Source organism: Peribacillus sp. NPDC056705 (assembly GCF_043656335.1).
In genome coordinates, this window is record NZ_JBHTYI010000004.1 from 56,094 (window position 1) to 80,322 (window position 24,229).

Annotated in this window: 20 protein-coding genes; 15 read left to right on the forward strand and 5 right to left on the reverse strand. The window is 40.7% G+C overall.

All coding sequences use genetic code 11. The annotated features are described in order from the left end of the window. Positions 1 to 409: 409 nt before the first annotated feature. From ACFRAK_RS07015 to ACFRAK_RS07025, 3 genes are all read left to right on the forward strand, one after another. Complete coding sequence (locus ACFRAK_RS07015) at positions 410 to 598, forward strand: DUF3311 domain-containing protein (protein WP_387597023.1); 189 nt, start codon at positions 410 to 412, stop codon at positions 596 to 598. Beyond that, positions 595 to 2,079 (forward strand): sodium:solute symporter family protein, encoded by a 1,485-nt coding sequence (locus ACFRAK_RS07020; RefSeq protein WP_387597020.1) that lies wholly within the window; start codon positions 595 to 597, stop codon positions 2,077 to 2,079. Before ACFRAK_RS07015 ends, ACFRAK_RS07020 begins: the two co-directional genes overlap by 4 nt. A gap of 232 nt (positions 2,080 to 2,311) precedes the next feature. Continuing rightward, positions 2,312 to 3,007 carry a YjjG family noncanonical pyrimidine nucleotidase gene (locus tag ACFRAK_RS07025; protein ID WP_387597017.1) on the forward strand — a complete coding sequence of 232 codons (696 nt, stop codon included), beginning with the start codon at positions 2,312 to 2,314 and terminating at the stop codon, positions 3,005 to 3,007. A 90-nt stretch (positions 3,008 to 3,097) separates the two neighbouring features. Here ACFRAK_RS07025 and ACFRAK_RS07030 read toward each other — a convergent pair whose 3' ends face one another. Continuing rightward, on the reverse strand, positions 3,098 to 4,396 hold the full coding sequence (locus ACFRAK_RS07030) for an MFS transporter (protein ID WP_387597014.1): 1,299 nt from the start codon (positions 4,394 to 4,396) through the stop codon (positions 3,098 to 3,100). A 346-nt stretch (positions 4,397 to 4,742) separates the two neighbouring features. Between ACFRAK_RS07030 and ACFRAK_RS07035 the strand changes: the two genes are divergently transcribed. The 3 genes from ACFRAK_RS07035 (at position 4,743) to ACFRAK_RS07045 (ending at position 6,600) form a co-directional block, all read left to right on the forward strand. Then, positions 4,743 to 5,027: an IDEAL domain-containing protein gene (locus ACFRAK_RS07035; RefSeq protein WP_387704834.1), complete on the forward strand. Its 285-nt coding sequence runs from the start codon at positions 4,743 to 4,745 to the stop codon at positions 5,025 to 5,027. A 593-nt stretch (positions 5,028 to 5,620) separates the two neighbouring features. After that, positions 5,621 to 5,941 carry an antibiotic biosynthesis monooxygenase gene (locus ACFRAK_RS07040; RefSeq protein WP_394571460.1) on the forward strand — a complete coding sequence of 107 codons (321 nt, stop codon included), beginning with the start codon at positions 5,621 to 5,623 and terminating at the stop codon, positions 5,939 to 5,941. 407 nt (positions 5,942 to 6,348) lie between these two features. Further along, complete coding sequence (locus tag ACFRAK_RS07045) at positions 6,349 to 6,600, forward strand: hypothetical protein (RefSeq protein ID WP_394571461.1); 252 nt, start codon at positions 6,349 to 6,351, stop codon at positions 6,598 to 6,600. Between the two features lie 497 nt (positions 6,601 to 7,097). On the opposite strand, the gene ACFRAK_RS07050 is transcribed toward ACFRAK_RS07045, so the two are convergent. Further along, the gene (locus ACFRAK_RS07050; protein ID WP_394571462.1) at positions 7,098 to 8,501 is read right to left on the reverse strand and encodes a sigma-54 interaction domain-containing protein; all 1,404 of its coding nucleotides are present in this window, start codon (positions 8,499 to 8,501) and stop codon (positions 7,098 to 7,100) included. A gap of 549 nt (positions 8,502 to 9,050) precedes the next feature. Here ACFRAK_RS07050 and speB point away from each other — a divergent pair. From speB to ACFRAK_RS07095, 9 genes are all read left to right on the forward strand, one after another. Further along, the gene (gene speB / locus ACFRAK_RS07055) at positions 9,051 to 10,049 is read left to right on the forward strand and encodes an agmatinase (RefSeq protein WP_394571463.1); all 999 of its coding nucleotides are present in this window, start codon (positions 9,051 to 9,053) and stop codon (positions 10,047 to 10,049) included. A gap of 101 nt (positions 10,050 to 10,150) precedes the next feature. Further along, entirely contained in the window at positions 10,151 to 11,590 is a 1,440-nt protein-coding gene (locus ACFRAK_RS07060; protein ID WP_394571464.1) for a sodium:solute symporter family protein, read from the forward strand. After that, positions 11,587 to 12,393 (forward strand): class II aldolase/adducin family protein, encoded by an 807-nt coding sequence (locus tag ACFRAK_RS07065; RefSeq protein ID WP_387596992.1) that lies wholly within the window; start codon positions 11,587 to 11,589, stop codon positions 12,391 to 12,393. The genes ACFRAK_RS07060 and ACFRAK_RS07065 overlap by 4 nt, the downstream gene beginning before the upstream one ends. An 88-nt stretch (positions 12,394 to 12,481) precedes the next feature. Beyond that, entirely contained in the window at positions 12,482 to 13,378 is an 897-nt protein-coding gene (locus ACFRAK_RS07070) for a D-2-hydroxyacid dehydrogenase (RefSeq protein WP_394571465.1), read from the forward strand. A gap of 828 nt (positions 13,379 to 14,206) precedes the next feature. After that, complete coding sequence (locus tag ACFRAK_RS07075; RefSeq protein ID WP_387596986.1) at positions 14,207 to 14,299, forward strand: putative holin-like toxin; 93 nt, start codon at positions 14,207 to 14,209, stop codon at positions 14,297 to 14,299. 462 nt (positions 14,300 to 14,761) lie between these two features. Continuing rightward, on the forward strand, positions 14,762 to 15,334 hold the full coding sequence (locus tag ACFRAK_RS07080) for a TetR/AcrR family transcriptional regulator (RefSeq protein WP_387596983.1): 573 nt from the start codon (positions 14,762 to 14,764) through the stop codon (positions 15,332 to 15,334). 59 nt (positions 15,335 to 15,393) lie between these two features. Next, the gene (locus tag ACFRAK_RS07085) at positions 15,394 to 16,821 is read left to right on the forward strand and encodes an MDR family MFS transporter (protein WP_387596980.1); all 1,428 of its coding nucleotides are present in this window, start codon (positions 15,394 to 15,396) and stop codon (positions 16,819 to 16,821) included. A gap of 457 nt (positions 16,822 to 17,278) precedes the next feature. Next, positions 17,279 to 18,337: an alkene reductase gene (locus ACFRAK_RS07090; protein ID WP_394571466.1), complete on the forward strand. Its 1,059-nt coding sequence runs from the start codon at positions 17,279 to 17,281 to the stop codon at positions 18,335 to 18,337. A 214-nt stretch (positions 18,338 to 18,551) separates the two neighbouring features. Then, complete coding sequence (locus ACFRAK_RS07095; RefSeq protein ID WP_394571467.1) at positions 18,552 to 19,073, forward strand: P-loop NTPase family protein; 522 nt, start codon at positions 18,552 to 18,554, stop codon at positions 19,071 to 19,073. 450 nt (positions 19,074 to 19,523) lie between these two features. Here the strand turns inward: ACFRAK_RS07095 and ACFRAK_RS07100 are convergent, their stop codons facing one another. The 3 genes from ACFRAK_RS07100 to ACFRAK_RS07110 all read right to left on the reverse strand — a co-directional run bounded on the left by ACFRAK_RS07100 (position 19,524) and on the right by ACFRAK_RS07110 (position 23,873). Then, positions 19,524 to 20,930 (reverse strand): M20 family metallopeptidase, encoded by a 1,407-nt coding sequence (locus ACFRAK_RS07100; RefSeq protein WP_387596971.1) that lies wholly within the window; start codon positions 20,928 to 20,930, stop codon positions 19,524 to 19,526. A 39-nt stretch (positions 20,931 to 20,969) separates the two neighbouring features. Further along, positions 20,970 to 22,229, reverse strand: a complete 1,260-nt coding sequence (locus ACFRAK_RS07105; RefSeq protein WP_394571468.1) for an amidohydrolase — start codon at positions 22,227 to 22,229, stop codon at positions 20,970 to 20,972. Between the two features lie 114 nt (positions 22,230 to 22,343). Next, positions 22,344 to 23,873 carry an AbgT family transporter gene (locus tag ACFRAK_RS07110; RefSeq protein ID WP_260287387.1) on the reverse strand — a complete coding sequence of 510 codons (1,530 nt, stop codon included), beginning with the start codon at positions 23,871 to 23,873 and terminating at the stop codon, positions 22,344 to 22,346. Positions 23,874 to 24,229: the final 356 nt, after the last annotated feature.

Sequence of the window (24,229 nt, forward strand, 5' to 3'; positions counted from 1 at the left end):
AGGTCATTGGGATTCCTAAATCACTAGTATTAATAGAGTTATAGGGTGAATGGTTATGAATAAATGCGATTGGCATAACTCTTGCAAATAATAAAAGGAAGGGGGGATAAGTTCATCCATTATAATAGATTCCAGGCATAAGGAAATGACATAACAGATGATGCATAATTTTGTCTCTTATGCTATATGTAAGCCAAGTAAAAAGTGATTACACTGGAATCCGACCTGCAACATTAATTAGAGAGAAAATGATAATAGCAGTTTGAAAATTTGTAATATTGTTTCTTTTTTGAGGTTAGTAGTGAAGCTACTGCCATTGTGGTGGTTAAGGAACAAGGTGCATAACCCATTTCTTTTAGCGCCTTCACATTCGCTTCATTAACAGATTTATTAAGAGGGGGACTTCAATTTGAAGAAAATCATTGTGTTGCTCAGCGTCATACCCGCGATTGGCTCATTATCTGTGATTAACCGTGTGGAGCCATATATATTCGGTTTGCCTTTCATTATCTTTTGGTCCACTGCCTGGCTTATTTTGACATCCATCTGCCTTTATATTAGCAGTGTGATCTGTGATAGACAGGGGGAGAATAAATGAACAGTTCCATATTAATCATCATCATGACTCTTGTTTTGGCTTTTTATTTAGGTATCCGCGCAAAAAAGGGGCGCGAAATGAAGCTTGACCAGTGGGCAGTCGGGGGGAGGAACTTCGGTTCTTTAATCATGTTCGTTCTGATGGCAGGAGAGATGTTTTCGACTTTTGTGTTTCTTGGCGCCAGCGGAGCGGCATACCGTATGGGCGGTCCCACTATCTATATATTTTGCGCTCTTACTTACATCGTTCCTTTCTGGATTTTACCCCCTATTTGGCGCTATGCGAAAAAACATAATGTCCTGACGCAATCTGACTTTTTCACAAAAAAGTATAATAGTAAGCCATTGGGACTTCTGGTTGCTGTTATTGGGGTCCTATCAATGATTCCCTATATCGTATTACAATTAAAAGGCTTTCAAATCATCGTTTCCGAAGCATCATATGGGTTGATTCCCCCAACGGTTGCTGTTTGGATCGGAATGCTCTGCGTAACTGTTTTTGTATATGTTTCAGGTATTCACGGTTCGGCTTGGACGGCAGTATTGAAAGATATCCTCATTCTTGTCGTAATTGTGTTTTTGGGCATATATTTGCCAATACATTACTTCGGTGGAATACAACCAATGTTCGAAACCCTAGAAGCAACAAAACCGGGATTCTTATTGCTTCCGGATGAAGGGTTTAGCATCTCTTGGTATATTTCCCTTTGCCTGACCATCGCATTGGGCCAATATATGTGGCCGCATTGCTTTGGAGCGAGTTTATCTTCCCAGAACGAATCGGCTCTCAGGAAAAACTCTGCCATTTTACCTCTGTATCAAATCATTCTGGTTTTCATTCTTTTCATCGGTTTTACGGCGGTTTTGCAGGTACCGAACCTACAAGGCGGAGATACGGACCTTGCCTTATTTAAAATCGCGAAAGATGCTTTCCCGCCATGGATTGTTGGCGTTGTCGGAGCAGCAGGCATGCTTGCCGCCCTTGTACCATGCTCGATGTTAATTTTGACGGCAGCCACGATTTTATCAAAGAATATTTATAAAGCCGTTAAGCCTGACACATCGAATGAACAGCTTGCCAAACTAACCCGTATATTTGTTCCAATCGTATCATTGGTCTCCTTAATCTTTACATTCTATGGAGGTAATACGATGATTGCGTTACTGACCATGGCTTACAGTTTTGTCCTGCAACTTTTCCCTCCTTTAGTATTCAGCTTACTTAAGAGAAATCCGGTAAGTAAAGCTGGGGCCTCTGCAGGAATGATTTTAGGGGTGGTGTTGGTCGCCTACTTTACTCTGGCAGAGGCAACAATGGCCACTTTATTACCGAAGGCACCACATTTCATCCAGGATCTTGATATAGGGATCGTCGCCATTACATTTAACCTTATCGTCATGCTGGCTGTCAGTGCTTTCAAAAGAAAAGACCAACAAATGATTCAGGAGGAAGGTCCGGTTAAACGTATAATCACTTCTTGATCAAAGGAAGCGTGGTATATTAGAAACCGTCCTATTCGCCTTACCTTCTATGACTATCGATAAAGAACTGGGGTGTATCTTCTATAAAGAACCATACAAAAAGGATAGCCTTTGAAGCTATCCTTTTTGTAGTTTTCCAAGCTTTCAGTATATATTTTCCATGAATTTGCATAATTAATACGTAATTAAAGGAAATGTGTTAAGTTGGACTAAAATGATTATGGAGGCAGCGATGAAATACGAGATTATCTTATTTGATGTTGATGATACATTGCTAGACTTTGGAATATCGGAAAAAAAGGCACTGCATGAAGTCTTCTTGGAGTTCGGTTTGCCCACAGGGGCGGAGGACTATGCAGGATGCTACCAAGAAATCAGTCAGGTATTATGGAGGGACCTGGAACAAGGGCTTATTGATTTACCAAATCTGGGAGTGGAGAGGTTCAAGCGATTGTTCCTGAAGCATGGGCTTGATATCGATGCGGATTCGTTCAGCCGTGCGTACCTTGGACATTTGGGAAAGGAAATACAGCTTCTGCCTGGGGCTTTAGAGGTTTGCGAGAAGCTTGGGGGATGCCGGCTGGCTATTATAACAAATGGCTTCACGACAGTGCAGACAGCAAGAATCGGGGGGTCACCCCTTTGCAATACCTTTGAGACTTTGATAATTTCCCAAGAGGCTGGGTTTCAGAAGCCTGATAGGAGGATTTTTGATTATGCATTTTCCAAGTTAAAGACCACGGATAAATCGAAAGTGTTGATGGTGGGGGACTCCTTGACATCAGATATACAAGGCGGTTTGAATTATGGAATGGATACATGCTGGTACAATCCCCATCAAAAGGATAATAATCTCGGAATCAAGCCCACCTATGAAATCCGGACGCTCACTAATCTTTTGGAGATTGTAGGAAGCAAGGAAGTATAACGAGGTATATGCTTTCTAAAAAAAACAGAGGCCGCTCGTCCGAGTGATAGGACTTGCAGCCTCTGTATTACTCATGCAGAGATTTTAGTATCAGTTCAAATCCAGCTCATGTGGCTCGAGTGCCTGATCCTTTTCAATCCTTTTGCTGAAATGCGGTGATAATATACAAAGCGCCAGGGAAATTGCGAGACCTGCCATCATGAATCCGCCAAAAACCAAAGGGGATGGGCCATATGATTCCGCCATGGCAGTCCAGATGAGCGGACCGAAACCTGCAATGGCTGCCGCGACCTGATAACCGACAGATAATCCAGTATAACGGACCTTGGCTGGAAAGAGCTCCGAGAATAATGTCCCTTGTGTCGAAAAAATGGCTCCCCAGATGACGCCTAGTACAACTGCCTGCATAATGTAGAACCAGCCGACCCCACGCCCAATCAATGTGAAATATGGGATGGCCAAGACGAAAAGGAGAATCAGGCCCCCAAAATAGATGATTTTTCGATTAATGAAATCTGAAATGTAACCAATGACAGGAATGGTAATTAGCATTGTAGCGCAGCCAATCGTTAAACCGGTAAGGGCTGAATCTTGGGAATAACCAAAATACAGTGTAGTAAAGACGAGAACATAGGACATGATGAATACATTGAAGAACCCGTCCCCGATTTTTAGTCCGATCACTTGGAGCACACTTCTCCAATCGTGTTTCAACGTTTCAATAATGGGAACTTTCGCAAGATCACCGCTATCTTTCTGTTGCTGGAACTCCGGCGTTTCTTCAATGCCACTCCTTACCCAGATTGCCAATGCGATCAGTACACCGCTTAAAAGAAATGGAATCCGCCAACCCCAAGCTAAAAATTGGGCATCGGTTGTCAAGGAACTGATAAGTGTTAGGCTGAATGAACCGGCAACCAAACCGATGGGGACCCCTAGTTGGGGAATGGATCCATATAACCCACGGACACCCTTTGGAGCAGATTCCGTTGCCAATAAGATGGCGCCGCCCCATTCACCACCCAAGGAAATTCCTTGAATCAACCTCAGCACCACCAAGATGACGGGGGCGGCCAACCCAACCTGGGCATAAGTGGGCAGAACACCGATAAGCATTGAACTCCCTCCCATACCAATAAGGGTGAACATGAGTGCTGCCTTCCTTCCGATGCGATCACCCATATGGCCGAATAGGATACTTCCGATTGGACGGGCAGCGTAACCAGCCCCGAAAGTGACAAAGGCGAGAAGAAGTGAAATCGCAGGATCATGATTGGGAAAGAATAGAGTTGTAAAAACTAGGCCTGTTGCTGTCCCGTATAAATAGAAATCATACCACTCAATAACGGAACCAGCTAAACTAGCGAAAAGAACTCGACTTTTTTTCATGGAAATGCTCCTTTAATGCGTAGTATTTCATCAAAATTGTTTACAGCAATAAATAAAGCTGAAATGAACAAAAATGATGCTTAAGGAATATAAGTAAAAAACTGGATTATTTAGATTATTTTAGAGAGGTTATCCATGCTGGTCAACATATTTCTGATTTTTCTGAAAAAATGAAGCGAATAACTTAGCTCTCACCACCTGTATTGGAATATAATTCATTCTAAAGTAATGGAAATAATGATTTGAACTTCCCGGATAAAATGAAAAAGTTTTAACTAAGGAGGAGAATTAAACTCAAAACATTTAGAATTTTTCATGTATAGAAGAGTGGCAAAGTGGAAATCATGTGGATAAGGAAATGAAAAAAGTGGAAAGGATAAGATTTCAAGAAATAATAATAATCTCCAAGTTATTTAGTATAATAGAAAAAAGGTTAAGGAGTTGGTTTCGTATGGAGAAGCAATTGCCAGGAACATCGCTTGAACCTGAAGAGATGGCTGAAATGGTTTTAAAAAAGGCCCTAAGTGATTACCAGAGAGCACAAATCGAAAAAGAAATCGATGACTCATTAAGAAATCGAGATAAGGAAGAGTTCCTTCGTTTAACTGAAATATTGAAGGGAATTTCATGAAATTTCATACACTGTGAAAAAGACAAGTAGTAATGATATTGAAAGTGCACCTAAAAGCCAGCATGGCTCGATCATTTAAATATGATGTAGATGAAGCTTTATATAACTGGAACATTCTAATTAAATAGCAATCTATAGTATTTATAACATTTTACATTGTAAGCGCTTTCTTGTATAATCAAATAAAGAAAACGATGGAGAGTAGATGTAAGTGAACTAATGGCGGAATACACGGGTATTAGTGGCTGAAATGTTCATACACCGGGATAATGACTAAAAGGGGGAAAAGATATGAAAAAGGATGGAGTGTCGTTAATCGAATTTGTTCAGGAGGATCGATTTGAACTCAGCTCCTACATTACTTCTTTATTTAACAAACTGAATGACTATGTTCCCAAAAGACTTAAAGATAAAAGGTGAATGGCAATAAAAAACGGGTCAGGAAGAACTGCATGACTTCCTGATTCATTTTTTAATTTTGTTTTTGGGATTTAGAGTTCGGAGGCCCATAGTCAAAGGTACAATAATGGACAATGAGAATCGTTATCGACTAAAATGTTTCATTATTAGCATATCGATTGGAGTTGTTCATAATGTTCGTTCAGATGAGGAAAATGGTAGTAAAAGAAGGAAATGCAGACCAAGTAGTAAAACGGTTCAGTGGGGAAGGAATCATTGAAAGGCAGGATGGGTTCATCGATTTAAGTGTGATGGTGAAAAAAGTGCGACGCGGCGATGAAGAGGTCATCATCATGATCAATTGGGAGTCGGAGGCACATTGGAAGCTGTGGGAAAAGAGTGAAGCCCATATCGAAGGCCATAAAGCAAACCTTGGGAAACCAAAGCCTGAATATATCGTCAGTTCGGAAGGATCATTATATGAAGTGAAGGCTATTAAAAAGGCAGTGGAATAACTTACTAGCCTTTTTTTGAATTCCGTACATTAGAAAAGTTAAGTTACTGGGTGGAATATCCCATTTCTCAACTATCGCGTCGTATAGGGATGCGGAATGGGTGCCGTTCACATACAATAGCTTACCTTCACTAAAATTCAGGCTCCCTTTATGGGTGCCTCTTTTTGTCGATGGAATCATCTCAAAATAGGTTTAGGTTATTCCTATTCTGTTGATATAGTAAAATATTTTTTTAGAAGGTTGACTTTGATTGAAAATTGAAGAGTGGGAAGAAGGAAGGTCGTTTAGTATGTTGATATTTATGAACTTATAAGGGGGTTAAATCTAAGGATGGCTAGGATTCCTAAAAGTCAACTAAGTTTAGAAATATTAGTATTTAAAAATACCATTAAGATGTCTTTAAAGTAGTGGTTAGTTTATCTGAAACCAAACCGGTCCCAGCAGATTCCGATTACGATTCGTGCGCCAGTATAGGCGTTTACCTTTTCCTTCAGGTGGAACTGAAAGAAATGCGAACGGTTTCATTTGACGACGATCCTTATATTGGCTTGATAATCAAAAAATATATTAAGTTGACCTTAATGAAAGGCGAAACCATTGAAAAGAAAAAATTCGTTTTGGAAGATGAGTTGATCATCCGCGAATCTTGCGGTTCCTAATTGGAAAAAAGCTTGAATGTATAAAAATGTTTGTTAAGATTGCTATGTTAGTAATAAAAGGTTCTTTTTATGGGAGCCTTTTTGCCTGCAGCCTAAGATGTGAAAAAACCACATTTGTGGGGAAAACATATCAGGAGGGTTTTTCACAGTATGAATTATTGAGTCAATAAAGCGGGGGAACAACGGGAGCAACAGGATCGATAGGGATAACAGGTGAAACCGGTGGGGGCAACCGGTTTCCAGTTATACAGTGAAAGGAGCCAACACTGTGTTTACCGTTCCTGTGAATTATCGCTAACTGGTGTTGCAGGAGCTTCAATGACATCATTCGTTTAATTAATGTAAGCTTTACCTTAATAATTTGGAAACGTAAACGATGTTTGTGAATCCCATTCATCTTGAATGTGGATTTTTTTAATTGAATGTTTAGGGCTTTCTAATTGGCCTTATTTTCGGATCAAAGATTTCACTTTCAGTGGATTTCAGTCCAGATGAAATTACAAATACTGTTTGTATTTCTTTAATTTATAGATGACTGTTGGCTGGCTGATGCCCAAATGTTCTGCCATCTCGTATGTGGTTCTGCATTTTTTCCATGCTTTTGCAATCAGTTGCCTTTCAACCCTTTCCAGAGTCTTCTTTAAATCGAAATTCTCTTCACAATCCTGTTCGATTGCAAGGAAGGTGGAGTCTTCAGGCTGTTCAATTTGCCCTGTGATGGATTGCGGAAGGTGTTCCGGAAATATAATTGGTTCTTCGATGGTCAGGATTAACCGTTCAATCAAGTTTTCTAATTCCCGTATATTTCCGGGCCAATGATAATGAGTCAAAACTTCATACGTCGATGGATGGATTTTTTTGAATTTCTGGTATTTATCACTGGTTTTCTGTAAGTGATGCTGAATTAAGAGAGGGATATCTTCTTTACGTTCATGTAATGCCGGAATCTGGATGGGAATAACATTCAAACGATAAAATAAGTCCAATCTAAACTTACCTTGACTTACCATCTCCTTCAAGTCTTGATTAGTTGCTGCAACCAGGCGGAAGTTAATATGGCTTTCTTTTTTTCCACCGATGCGCTTTATCTTTTTTTCCTGTAATACTTTCAGTAATTTAGCTTGCATGGCAAGTGGGAGTTCCCCGATTTCATCCAAGAAAAGGGTTCCGCTGTCAGCCTGCTCAATCAGGCCTTGCCTCCCTTGTTTATTTGCCCCTGTAAATGATCCCGGCTCATAGCCGAATATTTCCGATTCAAACAAGCTTTCAGGTATCGTACTGCAATTCACTTCGATAAAAGGTTCTTTCTTTCGGTTGCTTTGGTCATGAACTGCACGGGCAAAAGTGCTTTTCCCTACCCCGGAAGGTCCTAATAAGAGAATCGTGGCATCGGTTTTTGCAACATTATGGATCGTTTTTAAAATATGCTTGGTTTCATTACTTCTAGCAATCAAATAATGGTAATCCAGTTCCTTTTCTCTTAAATCCTCGACTTCGGTTTGATAGCCTTTTATTTTTCGTTGTAATTGTTCAAATTGATCCTGCAATTGCAGAATCTCGGTTTGATCCTGACCATAGCTGATTGCCCTGACGAGAAGTCCGTCCTTATTAAAAATGGGATAGCCAGTCGACATGACAACATGACCCGTTCTCGTTTCCTGCATGATCCTCATCGCTTTCTTTTCTTTTAAAACAATCGCATTGATGGAAGGTGTGAGAAGGCCCTCGCTTTCTAATTGATAGACGGAGGTACCGATATAAGAGTCACTTTCCATACCATAAATCTCCCAAAGCTTTGGGTTGGAATATAAAATGATTCCGTCTTGATCGGTAATGAGAATGTTATTATTCGATGTTTCAATAATCTTATTTAGTTCTTCCTCCAGCATATCATCGTACATACATTCCGCTCCTTTCGGTTTTGGGATGCTGTTTAATTAAAATATAAATCAAATAGTCTAAATAATCAAAAATTGAATCAAAAAACAAGAAAATGATTAAGTTTTTAATCATTTGATGAAATAAAATAACGAAAAGCCTTATATACCGCAGCGAAATAGTTGGCCTGAATCTTGCTTAGTAAAAGGTAAGAAGAGAATTTTCAAACAAGGTGTTATATATGTCCATTCTATTTGAAAGGCTCTTTTCGTAAAGGATGTTGTTTTTAAAACGAAACGATTTAAGGTTGATTGGAGCGGAAGTGCGAGACTCCTGCGGGAGCAGCGGGACAGGTGAGACCCCACAGGCGTTCACGCCGAGGAGGCTCACCGCCCGCCCCGCGGAAAGCGAGCATTGGAGGGGAAATCAACCACACCGCACCGCATTACTTGGTGAATAGCAACAAAGTATGCGAAAACAGCCATTTGAAAAAATGGAAGTTTGTATGGCAACTGCCATTGCAGTGGAGTGAAAAATAATAATAGCAGATTTAGAATTTAGGAGGATGTTACATGATGAAGTATCAACCGAAAGACTCATTCAAATCACCCCGTTTTTGTGGAGTGCGTACGTTTATGCGGCTCCCATTTGTTGAACGGGTAGATGAGCATATGGATTTTGTCATTACGGGAATTCCTTTTGATTCCGGACAATCATTTAGAACGGGTGCGAGATTCGGACCAGAAGCCATACGCGATTTTTCAATCCTTTTACGTCCTTTTAATCCAGAACAAGATATTAATATTTTTGACTATATATCCGGAATTGATTATGGGGATATTCCGATCATTCCGGGGTATATTTCTGAAACATATAAAAAGATCGAAGAAGAGCTTACCCCCGTCATTGAAAAAGGGATCATTCCCATTTCATTGGGGGGCGATCATTCCATTACGCTAGGGGAGTTACGTGCGATCGTAAAAAAACATGGTCCAGTTGCCCTGCTTCAATTCGATGCTCACTCTGATACTTGGGATAGTTATTTTGATCAAAAGTATAATCACGGAACCGTTTTTCGCCGCGCGATAGAAGAGGGTCTCATCGATTTATCACGATCTCTTCAAATTGGTATGAGGGGCGGTCTGTATGGGCCGGAAGATCTTCAGGATGCCCGGGATCTAGGTTTGGGCGTTTATACGACAAACGATTATAAACGTATCGGGGTCGAAAAGATGCTAAGGGTCATTCATGAGCGTGTTGCGGATGGTCCGGTGTTTCTATCCTTTGACATTGATTTCTTAGATCCGGTCTATGCTCCAGGAACGGGTACCCCTGAAGTTTCCGGAGCCAGCATTGATGATGCTTTAGCCTTAGTGAGAGGATTGACAAATATAGATTTTGTTGGATTCGATCTTGTTGAGGTTTTACCATCATACGATCACGGACAAATCACGGCTGCCGCAGCCGCTAATATTGTTTATGAATTCATCACACTCATCGCTCTCGCAAAAAAAGGGAAACTGGAGAAAAAAGAGAGAGCTGAAGAGTTGGAAACCCAGCTTAACAAGTAATTCCTCATTTTTACTGGAAAGAAGGAAGGTATCGGTGTAATCCCTTCCTTCCCTCTTTACAAAGCGATAGAACATAACAAGCCCAAAAAGGAGATGTGTAAATGCATATTTTGGATATATCGATCATGATTCTATATTTTTCTGTTTTAATCATTGTGGGAGTAATCGGATCCAAACGGGCAAAAACGGCAGATGATTTCATTGTGGCAGGACGTAATCTTGGTCATTTTATGTATTTATCCTGTTTAGCTGCTGTGATATTAGGGGGGGCTTCTACTCTAGGAACAGCAAAGTTAGGTTATCAGTTTGGGATATCCGGTATTTGGCTAGTGGTGATGATCGGGATCGGCATTATCGCTATCGGGTTGTTTTTAACCAATAAGATATTCAATTTAAAAGTATTGACGATCAGTGAAATGCTTGAGAAGCGCTACAACTCTCAAACAAGATTGATCAGTGCCCTTGTCTCTGTTATCTATACATTCATGCTGACTGTAACGCAAGTGATTGGGATGGGGACGATTTTACATGTTTTGGCTGGCTGGAATTTAACGGTTTCCATGATAGTCGGGGGTGGGATCGTTTTATTTTATACAATATTAGGAGGTATGTGGTCAGTCACCATGACTGATGTCGTGCAATTCGTCATCATGACGATCGGTATTTTCTTTATCATGCTTCCGATGAGCATCTCTAAGGCAGGAGGGTGGGGCTCGCTAAAAGAAGGTCTCCCTGCATCACATTTCGAGCTAGGAAACATTGGCGGAGAGACAATTTTTCAATATTTCCTACTATTTACTCTAGGGGTAGTTGTTGGCCAGGATATTTGGCAGCGTCTTTTTACCGCACGAACCAAAGCAGTTTCTCGTGGCGGAACGGTTGGAGCGGGACTATATAGTGTTTTTTATGCAATTGCAATCAGTATCATTGGAATGTGCGCTTTTATTATCCTTCCCGATTTAGGAGATCCACAAAATGCATTTACCAGCATAGCGATGGTAACTTTACCTGCTGGTCTATTGGGGGTTGTCATTGCGAGCGTGGTATCTGCCCTAATGTCCACAGCTTCAGGAACTTTGCTAGCTTCGTCCACTTTAGTCGTTAATGACATCATTAAAAAATATATTGGTCCAAAAATGAGTGAACGACAATTTTTAAAAACATCCCGAATTACAACTTTAACGATCGGTGTATTGACCATAATCGTTTCGATATGGATTCAAGATATTTTAGTAGCATTGGATGTAGCTTACGCAATTTTATCCGGTGCTGTGTTCTTTCCGATCATCCTTGGTTTCTTTTGGAAAAGGGTCACGGCCACAGCGGCATTTTACTCCATTCTGGCCAGCATGATCGTTATTATTGTGGGATTGGTGATAAATGGACCTTCCTCCACTCAACCAATTCTGTACGGGCTTGCTACTAGTTTTGTCGTCATCACTACGATTACCTTCCTAAGTTCCAATAATGAACACAAGAACGAAAGTGAAGTAAAGCAAGAGGTAAAGGGTAAAGCTGACATGGACACCATGGCTAATTGAAGGTCCGGCAAAAAACGGAAAAATCGAGGAGGAAAGTAAAAATGACAAAGACAATTTCCCTGCAACCCGCAACATTCAATACGATGGAAGAAGAACGCACACACCGGAAGGAACGTTTGGCAGCTTCATTCCGGCTTTTTTCAAAGTTTGGTTTCGATGAAGGGGTAGCTGGCCATATTACGGTCCGTGATCCTAAATATACAGACCATTTCTGGGTCAATCCATTTGGGATGCATTTTAGTCAAATTTCCGTTTCGGATCTTATATTGGTTAATCATAAAGGTGATATTGTAGAGGGTGAACATTCCGTAAATGGTGCCGCCTTTGCCATTCATTCTGAAATTCATAAAGCGCGGCCGGATGCGATTGCAGCGGCACATGCTCATTCGGTATATGGAAAGACATGGTCTTCCTTAGGGAGACTATTAGATCCGATTACGCAAGATGCCTGCCAATTTTACAATGACCATGCATTATTTGATGATTTTACTGGTGTGGTTTATGCATCCGAAGAAGGTAAGCGTATTGCTAAGGCTTTAGGTCAATACAAAGCTGTCATCCTCCGCAACCATGGATTGTTAACGGTCGGCCAATCTGTAGATTCAGCTGCTTGGTGGTTCATAACGATGGAACGATCATGTCAAGCTCAGATAATGGCTGAATCTGTTGGTAAGCCGATTTTTATAGAAGAAGAGTATGCAAAGTTAACAGCAGAACAAACGGGAACGGAATATGAGGGGTGGCTGAGTTTTCAGCCTCTTTGGGACAGAATCAGAAAAGAGCAACCGGATTTCTTGAAGTGATCATCATGCACGGCATGATATAGTCGCAACGGATTGCCTTCCAATAATACAGGAAAAGGGAATCGGAGGGTCTTGAGGGGGGTTTATAATGTCTGGTTCTAAGAAAATAGCACCTTCACTTTATATCAGGGTCGATATACCGGAAAAATACATCAATGAGTTTAAGGAGATTTGTTCAGAAGTTGTTGTCGAGCCATGGGAATTCGGTGAACCTGAACCACAGCCAACAGTTGATTTATCAAAGTTTGATATCCTTTATACGCTGGGGCTTCATGATAATCTTAACATTATAAAAAAAGCTCCAAGGATTAAATGGGTTCATTCAGACAGTGCTGGTGTGGAGGCCATGCTGAATGAAGATATAGAAAACAGCGATGTCATCATCACCAATGTCAAAGGCTGCACATCAGTCCCGATAGCCGAGCATACAATTGCGATGCTATCTTCGTTAGCAAGAGGCATACCGACAATGATCAGAAATCAAATAAACAAAACCTGGATTGAAATTCCTGTGAAGGATCTTGAAAATGCGATAGTGGGGATAATTGGGTATGGTGATATTGGCTATGAGATAGCAAAGCGATGTAAAGCACTAGGCATGACCGTTATCGGGTGCCGCCGGAATCCCTCAAAGAGGAACAAAGAATACGAACCTGCTGATTTGATAATGGGTATGGATCAAGTGGATGATGTCCTTTCCAGGTCCGATTTTGTCGTCTTGGCATTGCCGTATACACAAGATACCTCATACTTTTTTAATAAAGAACGCTTAAATAAAATGAAAAAAGGCAGCTATGTAATTAATGTCGGCCGCGGCAATACGATTGTGGATGAAGATTTAATCGATTCCTTAAGCAATGGGCACATAGCAGGAGCGGCTCTAGATGTGTTTGAAGTAAACCTTTACCTAAGGATCACCCTTTCTGGCAGCTGGAAAATGTCATGGTTTCCCCGCATAATGCTTATAACTCTTCCAAACACATAGATCGTGTGATGGAATTATTCCTGAAAAATTTAAAGCTTTTTTCTGACGGTAAGCCCCTAATGAACGTTGTGGAAAAAAAACTTGGTTATTAACAGTGTTCGGTCTTTTGAAAAAAGTTCAACGACCCATCATAAGAATGAAGTACGAGGGCAGACCCTGATTGGGTTTGCTTTTTTTATTTGGCTTTGTTAAAGATTAATGTTGATTCTTGAACAAATAAAAAAGACCACCTATAAGTGGTCTTGTCTAGTTCATCCTATGGAACTAACGCACCCGTTAGTTTAACAAGACAAATTTTTAACTCGTTAGCTTAACATCGTTATTTCTTCATCTTTCTTAATTGAAAATATATTAAAGCAGGAAGAAAAAAGACGAGTATGTTTATTATTATTGTGGCAATTTTATGGTCGATAAACATAAAGGGTACTGATGCTATATTTATGATTAGTTGTAAATTAGGTACATCAATACCCATAATACCAAATATTACAGCACCTAACATAATACCAGCACAGCACACCACTAATATAATTAACAATGTTACTATACGTAATATTAAAATTAACGTTCTCTTTAAAAAAATTTGAAACATATAAACCTCTTTCCAACTACTTCTTATATAAAAACAATTATAGGCTACTCTCCAAACTATTAAAACAAATAAAAAACCCCGGTTTGATTCTTTAACTAAACTGCCCCGTTAGTTCATCAAGAAAATCAACAAAATCCTTTAACAGAGCCTTTTATTTAAAAGCCAACGCTTCATCTTTTTCTTGTATAGGACAATCTCTGATCAGGAAAAGCTGGATATAAGGAGGCGATGTATGAATGGGTACTTTCGAAGTTATTTCCCTAATGCTAAGCTTTGGCATGTTTGTAATTGCTATTCTTGATTTTAAAAATCATGACAGGAATCCTTGAAGATAATGATGGCCGGCCGATTATTTTGACCATTAATGGAAGCGTTTTAAAATAGCGGATTGTAGGTATTCTCCGATTTTTAAACTTGCAGAGAACACCATCATGAGGTGTTCTTTTTGTTTGGCTCTTTTCGTATAGATTGTTGTTTTTAAAAACTAAACGATTTAAGGTTGATTGGAGCGCAAGTGCGAGACTCCTGCGGGAGCAGCGGGACAGGTGAGACCCCACAGGCGTTTACGCCGGGGAGGCTCACCGCCCGCCCCGCGGAAAGCGAGCATCTGGAGGGGAAATCAACCACACCGCTTTGTTTGGTAAATAGCACCAAAGTATGCGAAAACAGCCTTTTGTTTTCAATGAGAAAATAGCATATTCCATTCACTGGCTTTGTCATTTTGACAAAACCATGATATATAAGTATAGTCTAATAGACCGGTTGATATAATTTCAAGGAGTGATCCAGCTATGGCAGAAAAACGAAACTCGAAAGACATTCTTATTGAAGCTGCTTCCCGACTTTTTCGGATACGTGGATATTACGGTGTGGGGCTCAAGGACATCATTGAGGAAAGTGGTATCCCAAAAGGTTCGCTGTATCATTATTTTCCGAAAGGCAAAGAAGAATTGGCGATCGAGGCGATTATTCATACTAAAGAATTCGTTATAGATGAAATTGAACGGGGATTTGATGAAATTGAAGACCCTATCAAAGCCATTCAGTCTCATATTTTTCATTTGTCCGAGGTATTTGGTGATAGTGAAAATCTATTAGGACTGCCAATCGGGACGATTGCAGCAGAAACATATACGACGAGTGAGCAGATAAGAACGGCCTGTCAAGAAGCGATAGAAGATTGGCAATCCATATATGTGAAGAAATTACTCGAGGCGGAATTCAGTGAGAAACAGGCAAAGGAATTGAGTATCGTAATTAATGCTTTAATCGAAGGCGGTATCCTTTTATCCTTAACGGCGAAAAGCGGGGAACCTCTCCAAGCCATTGCGGAACAGATACCATTATTGCTGATAAATAAATAAGTCATAGAAAAATTATCTTAAGCTTAGGTCGAACAGTTAGTAATTGGAGGAATTATTTTATGTCTGCAGATGCAACACAGCAACAAAACCCAGTCATTAGAACGACCCCTATATTAATAGCATTTTTAATTGCAGGGTTCATTGGGTTATTCAGTGAGACGGCATTAAACATGGCGCTGGGGGATCTAATACAAGAATTCAATGTCAGTCCTTCCACAGTGCAATGGCTGACAACGGGTTACCTATTAACATTGGGGATATTGGTACCCGTTTCGGGACTCTTGATTCAGTGGTTCAATACTCGTCAATTATTCATTGCCTCAATGGTGTTCTCCATCATTGGGACGCTCATTGCAGCAATTGCCCCTGGGTTCGGCATCTTGATGCTAGCACGTGTCATCCAGGCTATCGGAACGGGTCTTTTATTACCTCTCATGTTCAATACCATTTTATTGATTTTCCCTATTCATAAAAGGGGAGCGACGATGGGATTGATGGGGCTGGTGATCATGTTTGCCCCAGCCATCGGACCGACGGCTTCAGGTTTGATTATCGAAAATCTAGAATGGAATTACATTTTCTGGGTGTCTTTGCCGTTCTTTGTGATCGCTTTACTATTCGGTCTCAAGTATATGCAAAACGTTTCAACAATCACCAAACCTAAAATCGATGTACCATCCATTATATTATCGACCATTGGTTTTGGGGGAATTGTTTATGGTTTCAGTATTGTCGGAGAACAAGGATGGAGCAATGCGATAGTTCTATCTTCGATCATTGTTGGACTTATAGCACTATTCCTGTTTGCTGTGAGGCAATTCAACATGGATAAACCGATGATTGATTTGCGTGTTTTTAAATACCCGATGTTCACATTAGGGTTAATAACCGTCTTCATCACCTTCATGATCATCATGTCATCCATGATCCTCTTACCGTTATACCTGCAAACCGGTCTTGCATTAGCTGCGTTTTCTGCTGGGCTTGTACTATTACCGGGTGGAGTGCTTAATGGTATCATGTCTCCGGTTACTGGGCGCATTTTTGATAAGTTTGGGCCAAGAGGGTTAGTTATCCCGGGCTTCATTATTATGATTGTCATGTTATGGACTTTGACGAACGTAACGACTGAAACGGCGATCATTATGGTAATCGTCATGCATACCCTCCTTATGATTGGTGTTTCGATGGTCATGATGCCGGCCCAGACAAATGGTCTGAATCAACTGCCGAAAAATCTTTATCCGGATGGAACGGCTCTAATGAATACATTGCAGCAAGTATCGGGGGCCATCGGTACAACCGTTGCCATTACAATCATGTCAGCATCCCAAAAAAATTATATGGCAAATGCAGAAGATCCGTTCGATCCATCTGCCATCAGCGGTTCATTGACTGCAGGTGTTCAAGATGCCTTTATTTTCGGTCTTGTCCTTGCAATCATTGGTTTAATCGTGTCGTTTTTTATCAGGACAGCACGGGACTGAAAAGATATTACCGAAAAAAGATAAATTAGCCAGCAGGGAAAAATTTTCTCTGTCTGGCTTTTTGTTTGGAAAAGGCTCTTTTCGTAAAGATTGTTGTTTTTAAAACGAAACGATTTAAGGTTGATTGGATCGCAAGTGCGAGACTCCTGCGGGAGCAGCGGGACAGGTGAGACCCCACAGGCGTTTACGCCGAGGAGGCTCACCGCCCGCCCCGCGGAAAGCGAGCACCTGGAGGGGAAATCAACCACGTCGCTTTACTTGGTAAATAGCAACAAATTATGCGAAAACAGCCTTGGAAAAAAACAATAAAGTTCTTATTGGTCTTTATTCCCATATTTTATCCAATGCTTTAAAAACAGAGTGAATTATTTGAAAACCAACCACTTATCGGATAATCTTACACAGTAATAGTTACTAAAAATTAGCCCAGGTAAAGCGGTTAACAGGAGGAATTCAAATGAATACAATGAAAGCCAAAATGTTTGAACCTGTAACAATAGGTGCATGGAACTTAAAAACAAGAACGGCAATGGCTCCTATGACACGGTCGTTTGCCGATAACGAAACGGGTGTTGTGAACGACCTGACCGTAGAATATTACCGAAAACGGGCCCAAGATGGAATCGGACTTATCATCACTGAAGGTGTAGTGATTTCACCAAGAGCAAAGGGCAATCCTGGGGTTCCCGGAATATATACTCATGAGCAAATCAACGGGTGGAAAAAAGTAACGGAAGCAGTGCACGCAGAAGGCGGAACGATTATTGCGCAAATCTGGCATGTGGGCCGTGCAAGCCACCATGAAATTGCAGGAGGACTTCCTCCGCAGGCTCCGTCACCCATCGCTGCAGAAGGTAAGGTTTCACGATTCGGTAAACCTTTTGACACTCCTGAAGAAATGACAGAGACGGATATTGCAGAAGTTGTGGACCAATATAAACAAGCTGTAAAGAATGCAATGGATGCTGGCTTTGATGGCGTTGAAATTCATGGTGCACACGGCTACTTAATAGACCAGTTCAATTCAGACACCTCCAATAAAAGGACCGATCGGTACGGTGGTGATTTAAAACAGCGTCTGACTTTTATGAAGGAAGTGTTAAAAGCAGTTATTGATGCTGTTGGAGTGGAGCGCACCCTTATTCGTTTCTCGGCTTTGAAAATTGACCAGCCGTCCTACATGTGGGAAGACCCTGAAAAAGCGATCCAAACATTTATTGAAGCGTTCAATGAAACAGGGGTCAAAATGATTCACCCATCCACGATGGAATTTTCCAAACCGATTGCAAGAGGATTGACGATGCATGAATTGGTACGCAGCAACTGGGATGGAATCATAATTGGTGTAGGGGGGCTTGATCCTGAAACCGCAGAAGCCGCACTGGAAAAAGGCATTATTGACGTTGCGGCGATTGGACGTCCACTTATAGCTAACCCGGATTATCTGGCACGAATTAAGAAGGATGAAAAACTTGTTGATTACGAGGCAAGGAAACATTTAGGGCAACTGAATTAATAAAGATAAAATAGAGTCAGGCTTGTTCATCGACAGGACACCGCAGTAACCATACTTCCTTTTCTATAACTGATGCGATTCTTCATTCAAGAAGGGTCGCCTTTTCTATGGAACTAAAGGGAAGTGCAAAGGAAGAAGGCTGTTAAAAAGGTTATATATATTTGGTAGACATACTGGTTATTTCAATTAATAAAGTGGGGAAGTTGGTATATAAATGGAACGTATCATGGTTATCGGAGTGTCCGCGGGAGTCGGAAAATCTACTTTTGCAAGAAGACTTGGAGATAATTTGGATATCGAAGTACATCATTTGGATACATTCTACTGGAGGCCAGGCTGGGTGGAAGCTCCTTTAGAGGATTTTATTTCTGCTCAGAAGGATGTATTGAGTTATGACAAGTGGATAATGGAAGGCAATTATAGTAATTCTTTTAATTTGCGTTCGGAGCTTGCCGATACGATTATTTATTTAGAACTTCCTCTCCGTGTTTGCCTTTACCGTGTTATAAATCGTAGGTTATCTTATCTAGGTAAAACAAGACCTGATATGGGCAAAGGCTGCAATGAAAAATTAGACTGGCAGTTTGTTAAATTTATCATGACCACCTACTTTCCTCGCAAGAAAGAAATGAAAAAGAGACTTGCAGATATTCAAAAGAGTGACCCTGAAAAGCTAATAGTTATATTGAAAAGCAAGCACGAAATTGAAGGATATCTGTTGAATATGAAGGGATAAGCTTCTTCCCATCAATTTTTATGACACTTAGAGGTTTCCGAGAGAAAATATAAAGCCAGAATGGAAAAGGGACCTTCCAATCGAAGCCCCCTGAGACTTTAGACAAATTCGAAGACACAGTTTCTTTTATGGCTTGTACAATTTGACGTAGATTTCCGCTCAAGAAACTTGCTTTCCGCGGGCGGTCGGGGAGCCTCCTCGGCATGCGCCTGCGGGGTCTCCCCTAGACACGCTTTTCCCGCAGGAGTCTCGAACACCCGCTCCAGTCAACTTAGTTACAACAGGTAGATGGAAACCATACTTGAGGAGTGGAAGGCGTTGGTTTGGGAATATCATGTGCTGAAAGATAAGTTTCCCGAGCCCCTTTTTATACATCATAAGTTCCATGAGGCTAAATGACCATATAGCTACGGACAATTAATGATTACGGCAACACACTAATCTAGTTTATCATCTTTTAACTAAAGGCTTTACATCCTGCGGAATAGGGGAGATATAGCTTTTCCCTTTTAATCGTTCTTTTAGCTCTGTTTTAGCCTTTTCAATTAATTCCGGATTTTGAAGCACTTCTACTGCAGTTGCCGCAATAACCTTGCCAGCATGAAGCATTCCTTTATGGGCAATGGATGTTGATCCCAGTGTAACCCACTGCCAGCTATGCAAAGGTGACCCAAGAACAAAACAAGCTGTTGTGCATTGGGCGGTAGGAACGATCCAACTAACATCTCCCACATCCGAGGAACCTGTTAATGGCGCTTGTAAGCCCTCGATGGGTTCTAACCAATTTGCCAATGCATCATCTTGATTATCTTTAGAAGGATTGATTGTACTGTTCCTTTCTTGTTCGGTTAAGGTGGCGCGGACTTCTTTGGCAAGCTGTTTTTCCTTTTCATCGTGTTGTGGAATACCTAATTCTTGAAAATTCTTGTACATGACGGATTCTAGCACATTGTTTTGGATAACATTGGAACAGGCTTTATCGAAAACGATTTCTAATTCAGTTCCTGTCATAAGGGCAGCTCCTTTAGCAATATTACAAACTCTCAAGTAAATATCTTGAACTTGTGAAACTTCCGGAGCTCGTAATAAATAAAGAACCTCTGCATCTTGTTGGACAACATTAGGCGATAATCCGCCTGAATTCGTTATTGCATAATGGACTCTTGCTTCTTGAATAATATGCTCCCTTAAATAGTTCACGCCAACATTCATAAGTTCTACGGCATCTAAAGCACTCCGTCCCAAATGTGGTGATGCAGCTGCATGAGAGCTTTTTCCTTTAAACTTATAATACACTTGGAAATTGGAAAGCGAATCCATCGACATAACGCCGTTGACATCCAGTGGGTGCCAACAAAATGCAAAATCAACGTCATCGAACAAACCCTCTCTGACCATGAAGGTTTTGCCTGATCCGCCTTCTTCTCCTGGACATCCATAATAACGAACTGTCCCATTTATATGATTCTCTTCCATATAATCCTTCACCGCAACAGCTGCAGCTAAAGCTCCAGTACCAAGTAAATTGTGACCACATCCATGGCCATTTTCACCTTGGACTATTGGCTCTTGTTTAGCTGTAGCTTTTTTTTGACTCATACCTGACAGCGCATCAAATTCGCCCATGATTGCCACAATAGGTTTACCGGTCCCATAGCTACCGATAAATGCCGTTTCTATGTTCCCAACACCTTTTTCAACAGAAAATCCTTCGTTTTCTAACGTGCTGCACAGCAATTCAGCAGATTGATATTCTTCAAAGCGTGTTTCGGCAAAATTCCATATACAGTCACTGACTTCAATGAATTTATCTTTTTTTTGTTCAATGATTTCCGATAATTTATTTACATGTGTCATTTTATACTCTTTCCTTCCTATATATATATATCTGAAGAATTATTTTAATAGGCGTCTTGCAATTAGATTCAAAAGTTCTGCACTCCTTGGTAAAACTTCTTCTTGAACATCAAATTTAGGGTGGTGATGTGGTGCAGGAATATCAGTCCCAATAATCATATATGTCCCTTTCCCGCCATTATCCTGTACTCTTCGAATCATAAAACTTGCATCTTCGCTACCAGCAGAACCGGATTCCCTGCATGCTTTGATTGTTGAAAAACCATCTACATTCCTGGCTTCTTCCATGGCGAGTTCGACAAGTTCCTGATCACAACGAATCGTAATTGCTTGACCTATGATTTCAATTTCATGTTCAAGCTCATGCATACCTGCACTATGAGCCACGATATTTCGAACACGCTGCTCCACTTCAGCATTTGTTTCTTCGGATACAGACCGTGTCTCAATGACCATTTTTGCATGCGCGGGAATAATATTAGCGGCTGTTCCTCCGTTAAGAATACCTACATTTATGCGGGTAGAACCTGAACTGAATCTTGGAATGGCATGTATATTCAATAATGCGGTGGCTGCCCCTAACAAAGCATTTTTCCCTTTTTCCGGAGAAGCACCTGCATGAGAAGATACCCCATGAAAATGGGCAGCCATTTTCGTACTTGCTAAAAAGCCGGAAGAACCACCATGAAATTCTCCTAGGGGGACATCTGTGCCAAGGTGCAGACAATATAAATAATCCACATCATCCAAAATCCCTTTTTGTACAATTGAATAGGCACCGCGTACTCCCTCTTCAGCAGGTTGAAAAATAAGTTTTACCGTTCCTGAAAAATTCCCATCCGCTAATTTTTCAGCAAGTCCCAAACCGATTGCTGTATGGCCATCGTGTGCACAGGCATGCATATTCCCTTCATATTTGGAACGAAAACCGTTCATTTGCGGGAAGTGGTCAGAATCAGTACTTTCCGTAACAGGCAATGCATCCATATCAAAGCGGAAAGCTACGGTTGGGCCATCAGCTTTTCCTTTTAAAATACCAATGACAGCAGTATATCCACCCTCCATTTCTTGGAGGATTTTTGGATTGGCGCCATCTTGTAATGCTCTATTAAATGTTTCCTCCAATACTTCTACAGGGGGAACTCCACGGCGGGACTCACCATTTAAAGCATCTTTTCCAAATATCAAATTATATTTCAAAGAATTTAGTGCTTCTACTACCTTTGAAGCAGTACGAAATTCCGTAAAGCCAACTTCTGGATGTTGATGAAGATCACGTCTTAAAGAAATAATATCCAATTCATTTCACTCCTGATTTATTTGATGATCATTCATATAATTCGATTTGTTGTCGACACCAAGCGGCCCAGCCCCTCAAGTAAGGGGCATGTGAGGCGCTTGAGATTTTGCGAATTATGGTAATTTCGGAGATACTCCGGGACCAATAGGGAGGCCAAGGAAATACCAAACGACTACCAATAGCGTCCAAATGATGAAGATGATAATCGGATAAGGCAAAATAAGAGAATAATAAGTTCCTAGTTTTGCATCTTTTCGATACTCTTGTAAGAAACTTAAGAATAGTGGGACAAATGGAGATACAGGTGCCAATGGCAGTACAGATGAATCTGCTACCCTGAACAACATTTGGGCGAAGGCAGGATGATAGCCTAATACCATGAACATTGGGACAAAAACGGGTGCCAATATAGACCATATTGCAGAGCCGCTGGCAATGAACATGGAAAGAAGTCCAGATAAGAACATTAGCCCAATTAGGACAGGTGCACCTTCTATGTTTAGCTGTTCCAAGAGATCTGTGATGGATAAAGCCAAAAATTTACCCATATTACTCCAGTTGAAGCAAGCGACAAATTGGGAAAGCGGGAAAACCATAATGATAAATCCAGCCATTCCTTTAATGGGGTCCACCAATAATTCCGGAATGTCATTTTGTTTCTTGATTGCTCCCACCTTAACTCCATAAGTAATAGAAACAGTAAAAAAGAAGAGTAAGATGATTGCGACAATTCCAGACATGAATGGAGAGGGGAGAATGGCTCCAGTTTCTGGGTTTCGTAATAGAGCTCCTTCTGGAACGACTAGAACGGCCATAACAGCTATAAAAATCAAAGCTGAAATACCTGTAGCCAGGAGTGCTTTGTTTTGTTGCTTCGTTAATTGCTCCAATTTTTTATGCTGACCGCCACCTTCATACTTTCCTAAGCGCGGCTCGACAAATTTATCTGTAATCAAGGATATAACTACCGTGAGTACGAGAACGGACGTCGCCATAAAGAACCAGTTATCCGTAACATTAACGGTCAAATTAGCATTCATGCCTTTCGCTACTTCCGAACTGATTCCTGATAGCAAGACATCTGTTGTGACGATTAATAAGTTGGCAGTGAAACCCGAACCAACCCCAGCGATGGCAGCGAGCAACCCAGCAACAGGGTGACGCCCCACAGCAAGGAAAATCAAAGCACCAAGGGGAGGCATAATAACAAGCGCAGCATCAGAAGAAACATGACTAAAAAAAGCAACAAATACAACTAAATAACTAGCGTATTTCCCTGAGACTTTTAACGACATCTTCCGAATCAAAACTTCCAACAATCCAACTTTTTCCGCTAATCCTACTCCTAGCATAAGAGCTAAAATAGATCCCAGTGGTAAAAAGCCGGAAAAGTTTTTAATCATATTCGGCAAAATCCATTGGATGCCTTCACGGCTTAAGAGGTTTTGAACTTCCACTTTCTCTCCACTTATGGGGTCCGATGCCGAAACATGGAAGACTGATAAGAGAGCGGTTACAACAAATAAAAAGGCAATCATATAAATAAATAAGATAAAGGGGTGGGGGATTTTGTTTCCTATTCGCTCTACTCGATTGAAAAAACCACCCGTTTTATGATTTTGAAGATTAGTTGTATCTTTCATTACTTTTTGTTCCATTACATTCTCCTCCTAAACCTTCTTCCATTTGTAGTTTGTGCGTTTTGCACCATTCCCTTTACAAACTTTTTCCCTAAACATGCCTTAAACTCAAATTACCGACTTACATTCCTTTGTGAACTTCATTAATTCCTTTCAATATACTGATTTTTATTTAACGAACATTTAACGTTATTTTCGTTAAATGTATTATATAATTAAGAATAATCTATTTCAATAAAATTTTCAGAAAAAAGGGAAATTATTTTCTGGAATTTCTTGTTAAATGAAAATGGATTCGAAACCTTTGAATGAATAGGCTCTGCCACTCTTGGACTCATGATAGATAAGAATCCATATTA

What these genes read in the sequence shown, in the direction of transcription:
- ACFRAK_RS07020 (WP_387597020.1), top strand. Translation starts at nt 595, where the DNA reads ATGAACAGTTCCATATTAATCATCATCATGACTCTTGTTTTGGCTTTT.
- ACFRAK_RS07025 (WP_387597017.1), top strand. Translation starts at nt 2,312, where the DNA reads ATGAAATACGAGATTATCTTATTTGATGTTGATGATACATTGCTAGAC.
- ACFRAK_RS07030 (WP_387597014.1), bottom strand. Translation starts at nt 4,396, where the DNA reads ATGAAAAAAAGTCGAGTTCTTTTCGCTAGTTTAGCTGGTTCCGTTATT.
- ACFRAK_RS07040 (WP_394571460.1), top strand. Translation starts at nt 5,621, where the DNA reads ATGTTCGTTCAGATGAGGAAAATGGTAGTAAAAGAAGGAAATGCAGAC.
- ACFRAK_RS07050 (WP_394571462.1), bottom strand. Translation starts at nt 8,501, where the DNA reads ATGTACGATGATATGCTGGAGGAAGAACTAAATAAGATTATTGAAACA.
- speB (WP_394571463.1), top strand. Translation starts at nt 9,051, where the DNA reads ATGATGAAGTATCAACCGAAAGACTCATTCAAATCACCCCGTTTTTGT.
- ACFRAK_RS07060 (WP_394571464.1), top strand. Translation starts at nt 10,151, where the DNA reads ATGCATATTTTGGATATATCGATCATGATTCTATATTTTTCTGTTTTA.
- ACFRAK_RS07070 (WP_394571465.1), top strand. Translation starts at nt 12,482, where the DNA reads ATGTCTGGTTCTAAGAAAATAGCACCTTCACTTTATATCAGGGTCGAT.
- ACFRAK_RS07075 (WP_387596986.1), top strand. Translation starts at nt 14,207, where the DNA reads ATGGGTACTTTCGAAGTTATTTCCCTAATGCTAAGCTTTGGCATGTTT.
- ACFRAK_RS07080 (WP_387596983.1), top strand. Translation starts at nt 14,762, where the DNA reads ATGGCAGAAAAACGAAACTCGAAAGACATTCTTATTGAAGCTGCTTCC.
- ACFRAK_RS07085 (WP_387596980.1), top strand. Translation starts at nt 15,394, where the DNA reads ATGTCTGCAGATGCAACACAGCAACAAAACCCAGTCATTAGAACGACC.
- ACFRAK_RS07090 (WP_394571466.1), top strand. Translation starts at nt 17,279, where the DNA reads ATGAATACAATGAAAGCCAAAATGTTTGAACCTGTAACAATAGGTGCA.
- ACFRAK_RS07095 (WP_394571467.1), top strand. Translation starts at nt 18,552, where the DNA reads ATGGAACGTATCATGGTTATCGGAGTGTCCGCGGGAGTCGGAAAATCT.
- ACFRAK_RS07100 (WP_387596971.1), bottom strand. Translation starts at nt 20,930, where the DNA reads ATGACACATGTAAATAAATTATCGGAAATCATTGAACAAAAAAAAGAT.
- ACFRAK_RS07110 (WP_260287387.1), bottom strand. Translation starts at nt 23,873, where the DNA reads ATGAAAGATACAACTAATCTTCAAAATCATAAAACGGGTGGTTTTTTC.